Annotated in this window: 17 protein-coding genes; 12 read left to right on the top strand and 5 right to left on the bottom strand. The window is 37.8% G+C overall.

Annotated features, from left to right (window positions below):
* Positions 1 to 64: 64 nt before the first annotated feature.
* Positions 65 to 718, bottom strand: a complete 654-nt coding sequence (locus G530_RS0103125; protein ID WP_026933137.1) for a 50S ribosomal protein L25/general stress protein Ctc — start codon at positions 716 to 718, stop codon at positions 65 to 67.
* Positions 719 to 1,386: 668 nt separating this feature from the next.
* Between G530_RS0103125 and G530_RS16505 the strand changes: the two genes are divergently transcribed.
* Entirely contained in the window at positions 1,387 to 3,000 is a 1,614-nt protein-coding gene (locus tag G530_RS16505; RefSeq protein ID WP_051199668.1) for a Ppx/GppA phosphatase family protein, read from the top strand.
* A gap of 165 nt (positions 3,001 to 3,165) precedes the next feature.
* On the opposite strand, the gene G530_RS0103110 is transcribed toward G530_RS16505, so the two are convergent.
* The gene (locus G530_RS0103110; protein WP_026933136.1) at positions 3,166 to 4,101 is read right to left on the bottom strand and encodes a ribose-phosphate pyrophosphokinase; all 936 of its coding nucleotides are present in this window, start codon (positions 4,099 to 4,101) and stop codon (positions 3,166 to 3,168) included.
* 235 nt (positions 4,102 to 4,336) lie between these two features.
* Between G530_RS0103110 and G530_RS0103105 the strand changes: the two genes are divergently transcribed.
* Positions 4,337 to 5,497 carry a glycosyltransferase family 2 protein gene (locus G530_RS0103105; RefSeq protein ID WP_026933135.1) on the top strand — a complete coding sequence of 387 codons (1,161 nt, stop codon included), beginning with the start codon at positions 4,337 to 4,339 and terminating at the stop codon, positions 5,495 to 5,497.
* Here G530_RS0103105 and G530_RS0103100 read toward each other — a convergent pair.
* Complete coding sequence (locus tag G530_RS0103100; RefSeq protein ID WP_026933134.1) at positions 5,446 to 6,765, bottom strand: bifunctional PIG-L family deacetylase/class I SAM-dependent methyltransferase; 1,320 nt, start codon at positions 6,763 to 6,765, stop codon at positions 5,446 to 5,448. The genes G530_RS0103105 and G530_RS0103100 overlap by 52 nt on opposite strands.
* Positions 6,762 to 7,817 carry an acyl-CoA dehydrogenase family protein gene (locus tag G530_RS16500; RefSeq protein ID WP_051199666.1) on the bottom strand — a complete coding sequence of 352 codons (1,056 nt, stop codon included), beginning with the start codon at positions 7,815 to 7,817 and terminating at the stop codon, positions 6,762 to 6,764. The genes G530_RS0103100 and G530_RS16500 overlap by 4 nt, the downstream gene beginning before the upstream one ends.
* Positions 7,818 to 8,230: 413 nt before the next feature.
* Between G530_RS16500 and G530_RS0103090 the strand changes: the two genes are divergently transcribed.
* The 10 genes from G530_RS0103090 (at position 8,231) to G530_RS0103045 (ending at position 15,349) form a co-directional block, all read left to right on the top strand.
* Complete coding sequence (locus G530_RS0103090; RefSeq protein ID WP_026933133.1) at positions 8,231 to 8,914, top strand: class I SAM-dependent methyltransferase; 684 nt, start codon at positions 8,231 to 8,233, stop codon at positions 8,912 to 8,914.
* Positions 8,915 to 8,925: 11 nt separating this feature from the next.
* On the top strand, positions 8,926 to 9,534 hold the full coding sequence (locus G530_RS0103085) for a DUF4386 domain-containing protein (RefSeq protein WP_035715730.1): 609 nt from the start codon (positions 8,926 to 8,928) through the stop codon (positions 9,532 to 9,534).
* A gap of 124 nt (positions 9,535 to 9,658) precedes the next feature.
* Positions 9,659 to 10,060 (top strand): hypothetical protein, encoded by a 402-nt coding sequence (locus tag G530_RS0103080; RefSeq protein WP_026933131.1) that lies wholly within the window; start codon positions 9,659 to 9,661, stop codon positions 10,058 to 10,060.
* A gap of 11 nt (positions 10,061 to 10,071) precedes the next feature.
* Positions 10,072 to 10,317 carry a CBU_0592 family membrane protein gene (locus G530_RS0103075; RefSeq protein ID WP_026933130.1) on the top strand — a complete coding sequence of 82 codons (246 nt, stop codon included), beginning with the start codon at positions 10,072 to 10,074 and terminating at the stop codon, positions 10,315 to 10,317.
* A 168-nt stretch (positions 10,318 to 10,485) separates the two neighbouring features.
* Complete coding sequence (locus G530_RS0103070; protein WP_026933129.1) at positions 10,486 to 11,052, top strand: hypothetical protein; 567 nt, start codon at positions 10,486 to 10,488, stop codon at positions 11,050 to 11,052.
* A gap of 43 nt (positions 11,053 to 11,095) precedes the next feature.
* On the top strand, positions 11,096 to 11,713 hold the full coding sequence (locus tag G530_RS0103065) for a hypothetical protein (RefSeq protein WP_035715726.1): 618 nt from the start codon (positions 11,096 to 11,098) through the stop codon (positions 11,711 to 11,713).
* Between the two features lie 154 nt (positions 11,714 to 11,867).
* A complete protein-coding gene (locus G530_RS0103060) occupies positions 11,868 to 12,047 on the top strand; it encodes a Lacal_2735 family protein (protein WP_026933127.1) in 180 nt (59 codons plus the stop codon).
* 111 nt (positions 12,048 to 12,158) lie between these two features.
* On the top strand, positions 12,159 to 13,373 hold the full coding sequence (locus G530_RS0103055; RefSeq protein ID WP_026933126.1) for an MFS transporter: 1,215 nt from the start codon (positions 12,159 to 12,161) through the stop codon (positions 13,371 to 13,373).
* A 236-nt stretch (positions 13,374 to 13,609) separates the two neighbouring features.
* Positions 13,610 to 14,563: a proline iminopeptidase-family hydrolase gene (locus G530_RS0103050; RefSeq protein WP_026933125.1), complete on the top strand. Its 954-nt coding sequence runs from the start codon at positions 13,610 to 13,612 to the stop codon at positions 14,561 to 14,563.
* A gap of 219 nt (positions 14,564 to 14,782) precedes the next feature.
* Entirely contained in the window at positions 14,783 to 15,349 is a 567-nt protein-coding gene (locus tag G530_RS0103045; protein WP_026933124.1) for a GNAT family N-acetyltransferase, read from the top strand.
* A gap of 59 nt (positions 15,350 to 15,408) precedes the next feature.
* Here the strand turns inward: G530_RS0103045 and katG are convergent, their stop codons facing one another.
* Entirely contained in the window at positions 15,409 to 17,667 is a 2,259-nt protein-coding gene (gene katG, locus G530_RS0103040) for a catalase/peroxidase HPI (RefSeq protein ID WP_026933123.1), read from the bottom strand.
* Positions 17,668 to 17,963 lie beyond the last annotated feature (296 nt).

The raw sequence follows: 17,963 nt of genomic DNA, 5'->3' as shown, positions 1-17,963 counted from the left end.
TTTGATTTAAATAAAAAAGCATCCCGAAAAGGAATGCTTTTTAATATATATTGAAAGTTTAAGACTAGTTGTCTTCCCCTTCTTTAACTGCTGCTACATCATCAGTTTCAGTAGCTGGTACTTCATCTGCTGCTACTTCATCTTCATCATCCTCATCAAGAGCAACAATGTTACGAGAAGTTCTAACCTGGCAGATTACAGTGTTATCTGGATGCTGGATCACATAATCCTTGCTATCTACTCCAGTTACATAAAGCTTCTGACCAATTTTAAGTTTAGTCACATCAGCAATGATATAATCTGGAAGATCACCTGGCAATCCTCTTACTTTAAGACGACGAAGGTTGTAACGAAGTACACCACCGTTCTTAACCCCTTTTGCAACACCTTCAGTGTGAATTGGGATTTCCATTGTAATAGGTTTGTCACCGAATATCTGATAGAAATCCATGTGAAGGATAGCGTCACTTACAGGGTGAAATTGAATATCCTGTAGGATAGCGTCGTAAGACTCACCACTTTTCAATTTGATTTTTACTGTGTGTACATCTGGAGTATACACTAAATCTTTAAATGCGATTTCCTCTGCTGCAAAGTGTAGTGGATCACCTTCTACCCCGTACAATACGCAAGGAACCTGTCCAGCATTACGTAGTGCTTTCGTTGCCTTCTTGCCTACGCTTTCTCTTTTAGATCCGTTGATCGTAATTGATTTCATTTGTTTATTTTAAATTATTATTAGCAAATGTCGTCTGGTCGTTATGACTGCCTTCATTTGCGCAAAAATTTCAGGATGCAAAAGTAAGCCTTTTTATTAATCTATAAAACCCTGTAGCTGAAAAAGTTCTGCGGAATAAGTCTTTTGATAATATTCGTTTTTGAAATTTGGAAGCTTACTGGTATTTATCTGAAGATCAGTTTTATCTGAATTCAATTCAAGAGGCACTTCGACAGGTTCAGGGTGTCAATTCTTAATTTCTATTAAATAAGCACTTCGACAGGCTCAGTGCAACAATTCAAAATAAGTTTTTTAACCTTCACGTCATCCTGAACTCGTTTCAGGATCTCATCAAGCATTTCAATAAAATTGACACCTCTACTGCTTCCATGCTACAATTCAAAACACGCCTTTAACCTTCTCGTCATCCTGAACTCGTTTCAGGATCTTATCAAGCAGTTCAATAAAATTGGCAAATCGACAGGCTCAGGGTGTCAATTCTCAATATTTCTATTAAATAAGCACTCCGACAGGCTCCGTGCGACCTTCCAAAAACTAGCTATAGCAACAGTTTTCACAAAACCTTATTAAACATTGGCCCTAAAATCTGTACATTGAAGTGATTATTAAAAAATTGAATTGAGAAGCCACTGAAAATGTAAAATAACATGGACAACTCCACTCCTACCAAACGTATCGCCGCCATAGATCTTGGAACCAATTCCTTCCATGCTGTCCTGGTTGATATCTATCCTGATGGAAGTTTTAGAACCATAGACAAATTAAAAGAAATGGTGATCCTGGCTGAAAAAGGAATGGATAATCATCTTAGTGAAGACGCCATGCAGCGAGGACTGGATGCTTTGAAAAGAATCAAATTCCTTTGTGACTCCCAGCAGGTGGAAAAGATCCTTGCGTTTGCTACCTCAGCAATTAGAGAGGCAAAAAATGGCGGTGATTTCACACAACGCATGATAGACGAAGTGGGCATTAAGGCACGGGCGATACCAGGCAAAATGGAGGCTGAACTCATTGGATATGCCATAAGACACAGTATTGCATTAGATAAGGAGATGGTTCTAATGGTAGATATTGGAGGAGGTAGCGTTGAATTCATCGTAGGAAACAATGAAGAATTCCTTTATCACAACAGCTTGAAACTGGGTGTAGCAAGAATGTCGGCTAAATTTGTGAAAAATGATCCCATCACCAAAAAAGAGATCAAGACTTTAAAAAAACATTATGAAGAGACACTTGTAGAAGTTGCCGAGGTGATCAAAAAACATAAGGTAACTACAATGATAGGCTCATCAGGGACTATGGAGAATATTGGCGCGATGGTGGCGAACCGAACTTCCTTAACCGCAGATATGACCCTGAACGAACTGGTGTTTAATGCTTCAGATTTCAAATCTCTTTATAAAGAATTTATTAAACTGGACCGGGATGAACGTAAAAATATAAGTGAGCTTGATGAGAAGCGTATAGATATTATAAATCCAGGAATAGTACTCGTTAAATACCTCCTCAAAAAATTCAATATTGAAAATATCAAGATCTCTGAAGCTGCTTTAAGGGATGGGATGATCCTTAATTTTTTAAAAGAAGAACGACCTAAGCTGGAGCTGGTAGCTAACTTCCCCGACCCTCGTAAACGAAGTATTTTTGAATTACTTAGAAAATGTAACTGGCCTGAAGCTCATTCCAGGCATGTTGCCGAAATGGCGCTTAAGCTTTTCGATGAATTCAGGGATGAATTAAAACTTGAAGAGAGCGATAGAGAATTGCTTGAATATGCAAGCCTTATGCACGATATAGGTTATTATATATCCTATAGAAAACATCACAAACATGCATTGTACATTATTCGGCATTCAGACCTTAGAGGATTTACCGAGGATGAGATAGATATTATGGCTAACGTTGCCCGCTACCACCGCCGTTCAACTCCGAATAAAAGGCACTCCTTTTACATGAAAATGGACAAAGCGTTGCGCAAAAAAGTAAAAAAACTATCGGGTATCCTAAGAGTTGCTGATGGTTTGGATAGAAGCCATTATCAAAATGTCCAGAACCTGGAAATAGTTAATCAGAAAGATAAAGTGAATTTTTACCTCACTACGATGGGCGATCCCGAATTAGAGATCTGGGGAGCAGAAAGAAAGTCTGAGTTATTTGAAAAAGTTACTGGCAAGAAACTGGAAATTTACGCGGTGAATTCTTCAGAAGTTGAGAGTACTGACCCTTCTAAATACAAGAAGGCAAAAGCTAAACCAGATTGATATATCTCGGCAATAATCATCCTGGACTTTTTCAGGATCTCTTAAATAGCAAATCATCCTTTCGACAAGCTTAGGCTTGCATTTTAATAAGCAGCATAAAAAAAGTCACTGCGACCAGAACCATTTATTCTACTTACAGTGACTTTATATAATTATAAAAATAAATTACATTATAAATTTCGAGCTGATAGACTCATTGTCCTGAACGCTTTTCATAACATCAGCGAAAAGTTCAGCACAGCTAACAACTTTTATCTTTCTACTTTCCTGTCTTAACGGGATAGAATCTGTAACTATCAATTCCTGAAGTTTAGAATTTTCGATACGATCATAAGCTTCGCCAGAAAGTACCGGATGCGTACAAATTGCTCGAACACTCAGCGCGCCACGCTCCATCATCACATCGGCAGCTTTGGTAAGGGTTCCAGCGGTATCCACCATATCATCTACCAGTACCACATTCTTTCCGGTTACATCACCAATCAACTCCATATGAGAGATCACATTGGCTTTTGCTCTTTGCTTGTAACAGATCACCACATCACTTTCAAGGGCTTTAGAATAAGCATAAGCTCTTTTAGAACCACCCATATCTGGAGACGCAATAGTAAGATTATCTAAACCTAATTTCTTTAAATATGGCAGGAATACCGTGCTTGCATACAAATGATCTACAGGTTTTTCAAAGAATCCCTGGATCTGGTCTGCATGAAGATCCATCGTGATAATTCTGGTGGCTCCGGCAGTTTCAAGGATACTGGCGATCATTTTTGCAGCGATAGGTACACGCGGCTTGTCTTTACGATCCTGTCTTGCCCAGCCAAAATATGGCATCACGGCAGTAATGTGTCTGGCTGAGGCTCTTTTTGCTGCATCTAACATCAAAAGCATTTCCATTAAGTGGTCTGCTCCCGGATGGGTTGAACCAATAATGAATACGCGGGATCCACGAACCGATTCTTCGAATGAAGGCTGAAATTCACCATCGCTATAAGTAGAGGTGATCACATTTCCCAGTTTAGAACCGTAGTGTTTTGCTATTTTCTCTGCCAGTTCGCGGCTTTGTGTACAGTTGAAGATCTTAGCTTCTGTTGCAGGCATGTTGTGTGTTGTTTGTGTTGTGTTAAATCAAGTTGCATGCAAATTTATAAATTAATTCGGGCTGCAACACAATAAAAGCAGGCTTATAGAAAGAAAATTCGATTAATAAGCAAAATCCATTCAAAATCCTTTTTCCTTATTTTACCTTGTTAATTCCGGCTCGTAAATGTTAATTTCATCGTAAGTGTATTTATACAGGCTATCAAATTCAGTAAATTTCTTTTTAAAAACTTTCGTGATTAAAAACCCTCCAATCGGTGAATTTTCCGGGGAATTAAAACCTTATGGAAAACAGCTTCCTGTTGAGAACAGGCGTTTAAAAGTTGCGATTACCATTCCCGCGAAAAACGAGGCAGATACTATTTGGTCTACCTTGCACTCTCTCGCCTCTCAAGTTTCGAATAATGGCCTTATTGATCCGGAAGAATATGAAATCATGGTGTTATGCAATCATTGCAGGGACAACACACTGGAGCGCTGTTTACTTTTCCAGGAATTACATCCTGATTTTCCTTTATACATTTTTGAAACACAGGACCCGGTCATAAATTGCGTGGGGGCAGCGCGAAGACTTATTATGGATCTTGCCTCGAAACGGCTAAAAGGTAACGGATTTATTGTAATGACAGATGCGGATACTATTGCCGATAAATACTGGCTCGACGCTTATTTAAATATCATGCCTTCCCCTACAGATCTGGTTTGCGGGATAATTGAACCAGATCTAAAGGATCTTAATAAAGAGGCAAAACATCAATTATTTCAAACCCGGAAATATCTGGACCTGGTTACCCGGCTGGAGAGTGACATTTTCCCTCAGGATCACGATCCCTGGCCGCGGCATTCTCACAATTCAGGTCCCAATATGGCTATTAGGAATTCGGTATATATAAAGTTGGGTGGGATGCCACCTATTGCCTGTTTAGAAGATATTGCTCTATATCAAAAGGTAATTAGCAATGGTTATAAGGTTAAACATTGTTCGGCTCCTATTGTTACCACTTCCTGCCGTAGCTCTTCCAGAGTTCCGGGCGGATTCGGGACTCAAATAAAAAACTGGTCCAACTCCCTTCAGGAATCGGTAGAAGGCCTGGAGAAATTAACCGAACGTTTTAAAGCCTATTCAGAAATTAGAAGTTATTATGAAAAACCTTCAAATGGGTTATTAAACTCTTTTTGTAAACGCCTGCATTTTCAACCCTCGGCCATGCGATCTTTATTGAGAAATCATTCAAGAAGCAGCTCACTTATAATATACCTGGAACAGGTATTAAAATATCATACACCATGGAATATTGCTCATCCCAATATCTCATTAGATAAGGCAATCGAACAAGTCTCGAATCATTTTTCCAACTTTTCCCAAACCATTAGTTCGTACAGCTCTTCCCGCTGAGAACTGATGAAATTAAAAGAACCGTCATGCTTTTCTGTGAAAATCTCATGAACCTGCCGACCGGTTAAGGGATATTGACGAACGTATGCGGTCCAGTGGACCATTACCAGGATTCCTCCAGGTAGCAGTGATCTTTGAATATTTTTATAAAGAGATCGCAATTTCGATTTCTCAAAATAATATCCCACTTCAGAGAGGACAATGATATCATACCCGGTTCCTGGCAAACCCTGGCTCACATCCCATTTTAAAAATTCGCATTGCGCAAGGTACTTACACCTGTTTTTCGCACTGTCCAATGCTGCATCGTTTAGGTCTAAAGCAAGTAAGCTTTTACATTCAGGAGCGAACATGGAAGTAAATACCCCGTTAGAGCAACCAATTTCAAGAGCCTTAGTATATTCCTTTTCTGGAATTGCAGCCAGAGTGGTTTTATATTTTCTCTTCTCGTATGGGCTGGTTTCAAAATCCCAGGGATCCTCATCTTCTGAATATAGTTCATCAAAATATGATTCCGGAATGGCTGGTTTTGGTTCTGAAGGGAAAAGAAAATACTCAAAATCACCAAGAAATGGTTCTAGCAACTCCCTGGTTAATATAAAACCATCGGGATCGTCGCTGATCATTTCAGTAGTCTGGCTTTCATGTGCATTTATAGCCATTTCTTTTTTATGTTTTACTTCTCCAACTGCCAGCCTGAAGGGCAGCATCTCCTTCTTTCGCGGCCAGTCTTCTTCCTTCCCTTTATTTAATAACCAAACAGGGTACTCAGCAACGATCAATTCCTGATCTTTTATAGAATCCTTTACCAATCTTGTGGTAGCTAGATGATCTATGTGATGATCTCTTCGCCAGGGCACAAACAGGGTGTCAATATTTTTCTGCCGGAAAATTTCTGAAAGTTGCGTAGAAACTGGATTATCTTCATCTGAATAATCTGCCAGTTTTCCATCGCCGGCATTGAGAAAAATCAAATATTCCCGGGATACTCCCAGGGTCTCACAGGCCTTTATTGCCTCTTTACGTCTTAGGGAACCCAGTTTTTCGGGAGGGAAAGCCCTGGAATTAGGATGCGAAGCTTCTCCATTGGTCATAAATAACACCCAAACGGTAGCCTGCTGATCTCTTAAATGGGCTATTAATGCACCACAGCCTAAACTTTCATCATCAGGATGCGGAGCTACTATCATTACGGTTCCCAGATCACGAGAAAGACCGGGGGTATTTAGGAGCGGGGCATCATATAAATCATTCTTTGTAAGTCTCATATGCTATAATGCTCAAAAGTATAAGAACCCACATTTTGCAGAGCCAGATCTGGACCAGGCTGTTTGAGATACACTTTTAGATCCCGGTAGACCTGCTCAAGTGGATGATCTTCCATAAAACCCTGTACACCTACAGAGCGTTCGGCCAGATGAAGAACAGATTCTGAGATCTCTAAAATGGAACTTCTCATCATATTTGCAAAATTCAAAATTTCGCAAGCACTATAATCTTCAAAATTTTCATACAACTTTTGAGCATGTTCGAGCCATAATTTACCCGATTGAATTTTTACCGCCATGATACCCATCCGTTGTTGCTGGTAAGGGTCCTGGGTCCTGTTTAGTTTCTTTAAATGTTCGATTACCGCCAGAATTACCGCCTCTGCACCACCAAGCTGTACCGCGGCGAAGCGCATAGCACCCCCAGAAAACCATGGTTCCTGTTCGTAAGATCCTGGATTTCCCAGAAGCTTACCCAGAGAAACTTTCAGGCCTGTAAAATCAATGCGGCAGCTAACCGAATTCTTCATCCCCATTGGTTTCCATAAAGACCAGTCTTCATTAAGCTGAGGATATTCCTTAAGGTGAATTATAAGAAGTTGTTTTCCACCCCTCATTGTAGCAGTGATCAAAGCATAATCTATCTCGAGACCACCGGAACAAAAGGTTTTAGCCCCCTGTAAATGAACTGAATTATTCTTTTTTTCAGCTTTAACAGCTTGTGAACTCATCTCAGTATTCCAGACGCTGAAAAGTTTTCCTTTTTTCGCTTCCCCGAAATAAAAATCCTTTTGAACCGCACTTCCGAAATCTTCAATCAGTTTGAGCCCGTTAATATGACCTTCGTAGATTCGGCCTACAGAAAGACTGGCTTTGCCAGTTTCGAATAGTGCTTTAAAAACTGGAAAATTATCCTGGGGCCTGAACTTCTTTGGCAGACTTAGTTGCAATAATTGCTGCTTATCCAATAATTGGAAAACATCTGTAGGAAAATATCGGGAATCATCTGGCAGTTCCCTACAGCAGGCTTGGATTTCTGAAAAGTTCGGCATTGATTGATTTTAGTACTAAAGATAGGAGGACGGCTTTTTTCTCCTGTTAAATTCATACTAAAAATACTCGAAGAGATTAGATGACTTCAAATTTCAGGGATAAAGGAGAAACTTTAAACTGACGTTGTCATTTTAAATGCACTCCTGGCACTTCTATTTTACAGAATAATTATGGGGTACTATAAAAGCTTGGAACAAGATCTCTTACTCAGGTATTTATAACCCCGGCTTTTATAATTTCCGCTTCACTATTCAGCAAAACCAAAAATCAGAGAAGCTTCGAAAACAACTAAAATTCTATCTAATTAAAGAAACCCTAAATTCATGAAAACAGGATATTGCTATCCTAGTTTAAGACAGACATTCTCAATTAATTAAAAATCATACCTTTATAAGAACCAAATGGTTCTTGAATGAAAAATGAAAAAGACATAGCTTTAGAATTCAATGAATTCTCCAAGAATTATACAGAGGATATGATTCGTTGTGTTCCGCATTATATGGATCTGGTATCCAGTTTTACCAAAAATCTGCCTGAAGATTTCAAGCCTGAAAATATTCTTGATCTAGGCTGTGGGAACGGCAATATTACAGCTCAATTTATTCCTTATTTTCCCGATTCAAATTATACTTTGGTAGATGCTTCTAAAGAAATGTTAGATCTATGCCAGAAGCAACTCCATGACTATAATGTGAAATACTGTAACACCTATTTCAAGGATTTCCATTTTGAAGAAGGTCATTATGACCTTATCGTCGCAGGTTTTTCTTTACATCATTGCAGTAATAAAGAAAGGCAGGCACTTTTTAAAAAGATATATTCAGCTTTGAAAAAAGGGGGTATATTTTCATATTGTGACCTTATGATCAGTAAAACTAATTCTGATCATCCGTCATTGCTGAAGGAATGGGGCGGTTATGTAAATTCCAATTTTCCGGATGGTGAGAAATGGGCGTGGGTCATGGAACATTATAAAGACTATGATAATCCTACAGATTATTCGCTTCAACTTGAATGGTTAAAGCAAGCTGGATTTACCAATATACAAACTCCATTTAAAGATGGATACTGGATATACCTACAAATTCAAAAATAATAGGTTTAAGAATGACGCCTAGAAAATTCTCAATAATTGCTGGAATAGGCTACCTCATCATTTTTTTTGCGGCCATATTTGCCAATTTCTTTGTGCTGGAAGCAATTTTAAAGGATCCACTTAATACTATTCAGCAGGATCATTTGATGGTTAGGCTGGGGATAATAGCCTTTTTGATTACCGTAGTATTTGACGTGGTAGTAGCCTGGGCACTATTTAAACTATATAAAACCCACTCATTGTCTTTATTGAGCACTTTGTTCAGGATGATGCATGCAGCTATCATGGGAGTTGCTATTTATACCTTACCAATCGCATTAAAGCTGAATACTTCAGAACAAATCCTAATGCAGGTAGAGCAGTTCAATAGCATTTGGCTTATAGGTCTTTTCTTTTTCGGAATTCACCTCATGCTTTTAGGAAGGATAATGGGCCATCCAAAAATTATAAAGGCCTTACTAATTCTCGCCGGAATAATGTACATAGTTGATACCGGAGCACAATTTTTACTACCTAGTTATGAGTCTTACTCAACAATATTTTTGGCGCTGGTAGCAATACCAAGTATCTTTGGAGAAATGTCCTTCGCCATATGGCTACTTTTAAAAGGTGGCCGTTAAACATAAGTTGAAAGTGAGTATAAAATTAATTAATTTCCTAAACCCTTAGTGAAATTCACTTTACTTTATAAATGATAGATCATACCCAAAGTATTCCACTTCAATAAACCTTGAATTACTTACTATGCAGGTAAAACTACTTCCAACCCATTATAAAAACATCGCATTCATAACAGGAATATTATCACTGTTAATTCTAATATTCAACATGTTTTATCAGGAACTATTTGAATCTAATAACCTGTTTTTTAAATGGATTTTTAAAAATATATTTTTAATTAGTTTATTGGTTTTTTCGTTTACCCAGGAGAAAATAGAAACCGATGAAATTAGCCTGCTTAGATTCGAAAGATTAAAACAAGCTGTGATCTTTGGAGGAGTCATACTTGTATTTGATTCAATTTCAGAACTAATTTTTTATCATGGCCATATAGACATGAAAAGCGGTTATGAGATTATGGTGATGGTCCTGTTATTTTATCTTATTACTTTTCATTCTTACAAAACTAAACTGACAAGCAAATAACTATGTATGAAATGACTCAAGTTGACTGGATTGGCTCTATTGGGGTATTTATGATACTTCTGGCTTATGTTTTAAACGCATTTGGAAAATTAGAGCATAATAATCTTAGCTTTATTTTGCTGAATCTTATAGGCTCTGCTCTCGCCTGTACCGCCTCTGTCCTTATGAATTATATGCCTTTTATAATCCTGGAAGCCGTCTGGGCGCTGGTTTCATTTGTTTCACTTATTAATTATTTCAGGAAAAGAAATTCTTAGGTTATTAACCAACCATATCATAAATACCGAAAATTCTATTTCATTTTTTTAGCCCCTAGCGTTATACATTGATTTTTTTTATTAGATTTAACTAATTAACCATCTGTCATATAGTGAATTAAATCAAATGAACTGGTGACTTTCTACTAACCAATAATTGACTAAATCATGAAGAAAATTCTATTATTCCTAGGGTTCGTATTATCCTTCAATTTCAATTACGCACAGGACAAGTTAATCCTTAAAAACGGTGAAGTGGTCACCGGGAGGGTTACAGCCATAAATAAATCTGTTGTAAGAATAGATTCAGATGACGCTGGGAGAGTTAAAAGATATACAGATAAGGATATAGAAAAGGCCGTTATAATAATAGAGGGGAAAGAAACTGAATTCTACTATAAATCTGTTCCATTTCTTGGAGAGGTATTACTTGGAGAAGTTATTTCCGGAAAATTAAGTCTATACTTAACAGAATACTATCAATCTGGGGGAGATAACATAAGAGGTAATTATATAGCAGGAGGTCAAAGATCTATGTATTACCTGAAGAAAGAAGGTGAAGATCGTTTTTTCGATCTCAACTACCAGGGAGTACTGTTTAATAAATTCCAAAACCGGGTTTCGAAATATCTTCAAGACTGCTCGGGATTATCAAAAAGTATTAAAGCTGGTGAACTCACTTTGAATGATATTCATGAAATAGTTGAAACTTATAATGAGTGTGGTGAAAGCTAGTTAGATTCGGCATGCTAACATTTCTTCAATTAAATGAAAGTCCATGAAGTACTTTTTTAGTTTCTGCGTGTTTATAACTTTCTTTTCCTCAAAGGCTCAGGAAATAGTTGGATATACTATTACCAATAAGGATGAAAAGATCAATTTCTATAAAAACCTGCAAGAAAAATCAAAGTTAGCATATAATCACGTTATAGCGGGAGATATAAGTTTCACAGGGGAGTATTTATACTATGTAGATAAGAATAATGAGTTTCAAAGAATAGCTCAGAAAAAAATAAAGGAATTAAGTCATGATTCTATTCGATACTTAACTCTGCCGATCAACTGGAGTTCAAAAAGAGTACATGAGGTTATTGCAGAAAACAATTCCTACTTATTAACTCAGTATTATTTTTCAGGTTTCTATTATTTCTACGTATTCGATAAATCGGATATGAAATATGTCGAAAACAAAATTCCTCATAGCTATTCGAAAAGAAAAGATCAGGAGAATTTCAAAAGATACATTAAGCCCTACTTTTCAGATTGCCCTCAATTAATCGATAAGATTAGATACAATATGGAGCATATAGTTTATGAAGGCTACATAGGCAATCGAGGTGTAAAAGAGGTTGAAAATTATTTATTTAGAACTATTTCAGATTTTAAATGCGAATAGGTTTTCCTGAGTTCAAAAGGACCGTAGCGTTATGGGGGGTATTTCCACCTGTCCTATTTTTAAAAGCATACGAGGAAAATTGAAATAATATAGAAGATTTAAATATTGTTGAGCAGATCAATTCTACTGATAGCCATATATTTATAAGAAAAAAATGTTTGGATTATTTAAAAAGAAATCAGAAACAGAAAAGCTTCAATTAAAATATAAAAAACTTCTGGAAGAAGCTCATAGACTATCCACGACCAACCGCAGTGCGAGTGATGAGAAAATGTTCCAGGCAAATGAAGTTCTTAAAGAAATCGAGAGAATTAAGGAGCAGAAGGCTGAATAGTATCTTGGTCTGGCCTCTAACGAAGCTGGCTTTTTGTCCTTTGCTTTATTCTATTTAATCAGGTCTTTACCTAAAAATAATTAACTTCCCCTCGCAAGTTAAAGTGGGTTAATGACAGAAAATATAAAGCTCGGGCTTAGGGAGAACTGGTTACAGTTTAGCATACTGGTGATAGTAAATGCCTTTGTTGGAGGTATGGTAGGGTTGGAAAGAACCATATTTCCTGAATTTGCCGAAGCTGAATTTGGTGTTGCTTCTACTACTGCGATCCTGTCTTTTATTGTTGCTTTTGGGATCACTAAAGCGCTGACTAATTATTTCACCGGAAAACTGGCCAACAGGTTTGGTCGTAAAAATTTACTGGTGCTCGGCTGGTTATTCGCCATTCCTATTCCTTTTATTCTAATGAATGCCACTAACTGGAATTGGGTTGTTTTTGCAAATATTTTGCTGGGAATCAACCAGGGGCTAACCTGGAGCAGTACGGTAGTAATGAAAATCGACCTTGTTGGAGAAAAGAACAGGGGAACAGCGATGGGTATCAATGAATTCGCAGGTTATTTTGCCGTTGGCGTAGTGGCTTTAATAACCGGGTTTATTGCTCAGAAATATGGCATTACTCCTTATCCCTTTTACCTGGGAATTGCCATTTCTATCATTGGTCTTCTACTTTCAATCTTCTTTGTCAAAGACACCAGGGTCTTCGTTAGCAAAGAACAGGAATCTTCCAAAACTGAAGAATTCAAGAACGTATTTGTTGAAACCACATTTAAAGACAAAACTTTGAGTTCGGTTACACAGGCCGGACTGGTGAACAATCTAAATGACGGGATGATCTGGGGTCTATTGCCCATACTTTTACTTTCTTTTAATTACGACGCTAAGAATATTGGAATAATCGCCGCTATATATCCTGCTGTTTGGGGTATTGGTCAATTATTCACCGGCAGAATGGCCGATTTCTATTCTAAAAAGAAAATGCTTTTCATAGGTATGCTTCTTCAAGGTTTTGCTATTATGCTTATTCCCTTTTTTACTGAATTTTACCAGTTGGCAAGTATTTCCACAATTTTAGGATTAGGTACCGCCCTGGTCTACCCTACCTTTTTATCTGCGATCGCAGATGCTACTCATCCACAACAACGGGCTGAAAGTATTGGTGTTTTCAGGCTATGGAGAGATCTTGGCTATGCGATTGGCGCTATTCTCTCAGGAATCATTGCTGATGTTTTTGGGATCGAATATGCAGTATTAAGTATAGGTGCTATTACCATCTTATCATCCCTCGTGATTCAATTCAGAATGCCATCCTTACAGAACAGGTAGATTTAGATCTTTGAATGATCGTTATTTTAGAACAGTAGTCTTAACAGGGGTACTGATTCAGAATCTTTCAAACCGGGAAGGTTGATGCACCTTTGGGCCGCCTTCGGCAGGTCCCGGTAAATTCTGATTACCAAAATAAAATGTATAATAAGAATTCCGGGGAAGAATTAGAAAACATATTAATTCAATTTAATTAACTTCAAAACCTCAACTCAAATCGGTTCAAAAGATTCAATATGAAAATCAACTTAAATTTTTCCAGGTTTCTGTTCATTGTATGTTCATGCGCATATTTTTTATTACTGGCCTGTTCTAGTGAAAAAGAAATACCTGCGGAAGGTTTTATAGATGTTAATGGAGGAAAGGTTTGGTACCGGATAGATGGTAAGGTGGATAAAACCCCAATATTAATACTGCACGGCGGCCCGGGCTCCTCAAGCATTGGACAGGAACCCCTGAAACAATTGAGCGATCAATGGCCTGTAGTATTTTATGATCAGTTAGGCAGTGGAAGGTCTGATAGATTTAAGGACACTTCTCTGATAACGGTAGAGCGATATGTAGAGGAGGTTGAACAGGTTAGAAAAGAACTAAATCTTGAAAAAATATACCTATATGGCCAATCCTGGGGAACTGCACTAAGCCTGGAGTATTATTTAAAATACCCGCAACATATTGAAGGGGTCATTTTTAGCAGCCCTTACTTTAGTACAAAACGATGGATCAAAGATGCCAAGGAGCTTGTAAAAACTTTACCAGATTCTGTTCAAACGATCATTAAAACCAATGAGCAGAATAAGACATTCGATAATCAGGAATATAAGGATGCGGTTAGTCTTTTTTACAGTAAATTTTTAAGGCGTAAGGAAAGATCTCAGGAAGCAAAGGATACAGCTTCAAAGTATTTTGGAACCAAAGTTTACGAATATATGTGGGGACCAAGCGAATTTACAGCTACTGGAACCTTGTTGCATTACGACCGAATTGACAAACTTTCTGAAGTTAAAGTTCCGGTGCTATTTATTACCGGAGAGTATGACGAAGCCAGACCTTCTACTGTAAAATATTATCAAAGCCTTGTTCCAGATGCGCGTTATCAGGAAATAAGTAATTCTGGCCATGCTACCTTGAATGACAATCCTGAAGAGGCTTTAAAAGCGGTGGAAAAGTTCCTGCAAGAGATTGAGTAAAATAGTGGGAAATTTATTTATCTCAATAGTTTAAATTTCAGGAGGGATGAGCAAATACTAACATAAAACTCCTGTAAAAGATCATTCAATATAATCTTAGGAAAATGGAATACATGGATCATAAGCCGGACTCCTATAATCCATTTTTAAAGGCAGCAAGAAAGGGTTTAAGATTCTAGAACGAATTAAATTAGATATAAATACCTGATACAAGTAAATGTGATCAACGAAAAATATTTTGAAACTTTCCCTCAATTAGAAACCGAAAGGCTCATTCTGAGAAAACAAGTATTAGCCGATGCTAAAAACCTTCAGGCAATACGATCAGATGAAAGAGTGATGAATTTTATGGATTCTGAAAGACATACAACTTTGCAACATTCTGAAGAATTCATTTCAGAAAACATGAAAGTTCATAAGGATAAAAAAGGGATCTTCTGGACATTAACTGATAGATCTACCAATGAATTCATAGGTGATTTTTTATTCCGGAAAATTGATTCTAAAAATTCTAGAGCTGAAATTGGATATACCTTAAAACCAGAATTCTGGGGAAAAGGACTAATGATGGAGGCGATGATAGAAATATTAAGGTTCGGTTTCACTCGTTTGCAACTGCACAGTTTCGAGGCAAATATAAACCCAGAGAACACTAGTTCTAAAGGTCTTCTTCTAAAGATGGGTTTTATTAAAGAAGCTTATTTTAAGGAGAACTTCTATTATGATGGAAAATTTCTGGATAGTGAGATCTATTCTTTGCTTCAGAAAAATTTTAAATATAATTAAGTCAAATAAAAAAGGTGACCCATTACAGGCCACCTTTAAACTATATAGCTATAAAACGCTTATTTAAGATCGAATCTATCCAGATTCATCACTTTATCCCATGCTGCTACAAAGTCTTTAACAAACTTATCATTAGCATCATTCGTTCCATAAGCTTCAGATAACGCTCTTAATTCTGAATTTGATCCAAAAATAAGATCTACGCGGGTACCTGTCCATTTATTTTCTCCAGATCTACGGTCACTGCCCTGGAACTCGCTTTCAGCTTCCGAAGTCGGTTTCCAGGTGGTCATCATGTTCAGGATATTGGTGAAATAATCATTTGTCAAGGTTTCAAGACGATCGGTGAAAACTCCTTTTTTAGAGCCATCATAATTCGCACCCAGAACTCTTAATCCGCCCACAAGCACCGTCATTTCTGGTGCTGAAAGTGTTAGCAATTGAGCTCTATCCACGAGCAACTCTTCCGCAGAGGCTGAAACATTATCTCTGTTTCTAAAATAATTTCTAAAACCATCGGCATTAGGCTCTAATGGTTCAAATGCCTCTACATCTGTCTGTTCCTGGGTTGCATCTGCTCTTCCTGGTGTAAAAGGCACGGTAATATCATGACCACCTTTTCTGGCTGCCTTTTCAACTCCGGCACAACCACCAAGAACTATAAGATCTGCCAGTGAAACTTTTTTATTTCCAGACTGGGCATTATTAAAATCATCCTGAATAGATTCATAAGTTTCGATCACCTTTTTCAACTGAGAAGGATTATTCACTTCCCAGTTCCTCTGTGGTGCAAGTCTAATTCTAGCTCCATTGGCTCCCCCTCTCTTATCTGACCCGCGGAAGGTAGAAGCAGAAGCCCAGGCAGTAGAAACCAGTTCAGAAATAGAAAGACCAGAATCCAAGATCTTACCTTTTAAAGCAGAAATATCATCATTATTGATCAATTCGTGATCTACAGAAGGTATTGGATCCTGCCAGATCAATTCTTCACTAGGCACCTCAGGTCCAAGATACCTTTCTATAGGTCCCATATCACGGTGAGTTAACTTATACCATGCACGTGCAAAGGCATCAGCAAATTCATCTGGATTTTCAAAAAAGGTTCTTGAAATTTTCTCATAATCTGGATCCATTCTTAGAGAAAGATCAGTAGTTAACATAAATGGCGCATGTTTCTTTTCAGGATTATGGGCATCTGGTACAGTACCTGCTCCTGCTCCATCCTTTGGTCTCCACTGGTAAGCACCTCCAGGTCCTTTGATGCATTCCCATTCGAACCCAAATAGGTTCTCAAAGAATTTATTACTCCATTTTGTTGGAGTATCTGTCCAGGCTCCTTCTATACCACTAGTAATAGTATGTTCACCCATACCGCTTTCAAAGGAATTTTTCCATCCCAGACCCATTTCCTCAATACTGGCTCCAGCAGGTTCATGTCCCACGAACTCCTCGGCATCTGCCGCACCATGTGTTTTCCCAAAAGTGTGACCTCCGGCAATAAGGGCTACAGTTTCGTAATCGTTCATGGCCATTCTACCAAAAGTTTCCCTGATATCTTTTGCAGCCGCAACCGGATCTGGATTCCCATTAGGTCCTTCAGGATTTACATAAATAAGTCCCATATGCGTTGCTCCTAAAGGATTTTCAAGATCATCATCTTCAGAATATCTTTCTTTATTTCCAAGCCATTCTCCTTCTGAACCCCAGTATATATCTTCTTCAGGCTCCCAGATGTCTTCTCTACCTCCTGCAAAACCAAAAGTTTCTAAACCCATAGATTCAAGAGCGCAATTACCTGCCAGGATCATAAGATCTGCCCAGGAAATTTTGTTGCCATACTTTTGTTTTACCGGCCATAATAGAAGCCTGGCTTTGTCCAGGTTGGCATTATCTGGCCAGCTATTAAGAGGTGCGAAACGTTGAGACCCTGAACCGGCACCACCACGACCATCACCAATTCTATAGGTACCTGCACTATGCCAGGCCATTCGTATAAAGAAAGGACCATAATGTCCATAATCTGCAGGCCACCAATCCTGAGAATCTTTCATTAATTCAAAAAGGTCCTGTTTTACGGCTTTAAGATCCAGTTTCTTAAATTCTTCGGCATAATTAAAATCTTTATCCATAGGATTAGAAAGTGAAGAATGCTGACGAAGGATCCTAAGATTTAACTGGTTAGGCCACCAGTCACGGTTTGAAGTCCCGGAACCGGCAGTATAGTTCAAAGCACCCCCCATAAAAGGGCACTTGCTTGATTCATTTACTTCCCAGACTTTGTGGTTATCCGGGCTATTTGAATGATTGTTGTCTGACATTTTTAGGAAAGTTTTAATTATTTAACATTCTAAATTTAAAATAATTTTTTCTTATAACTTTTAATTCTACATAGTTAAAAACTATGCAGCTTAAGGAAAATTTATTGTAGAAGTTTAATCTGACCTTTAAATTCCATATCCACATATTCCTGAACAATTTAAAATTTTTGTTCCTGCTTTAAAATCTGATTATAGCATTCATAAAGGGAAAGTATCCATAGAATTTTATTTCCAGAAGTAAAATTCCTACATTCACAACCGTTCAAAATAGGATAAAAAGATACTCTACTCCTTAG

This window comes from Christiangramia echinicola DSM 19838 (assembly GCF_000423065.1).
Lineage (GTDB): Bacteria > Bacteroidota > Bacteroidia > Flavobacteriales > Flavobacteriaceae > Christiangramia > Christiangramia echinicola.
Note: the sequence above shows the minus strand (reverse complement) of the source record. Positions and strands in the feature narration are given on the sequence as shown.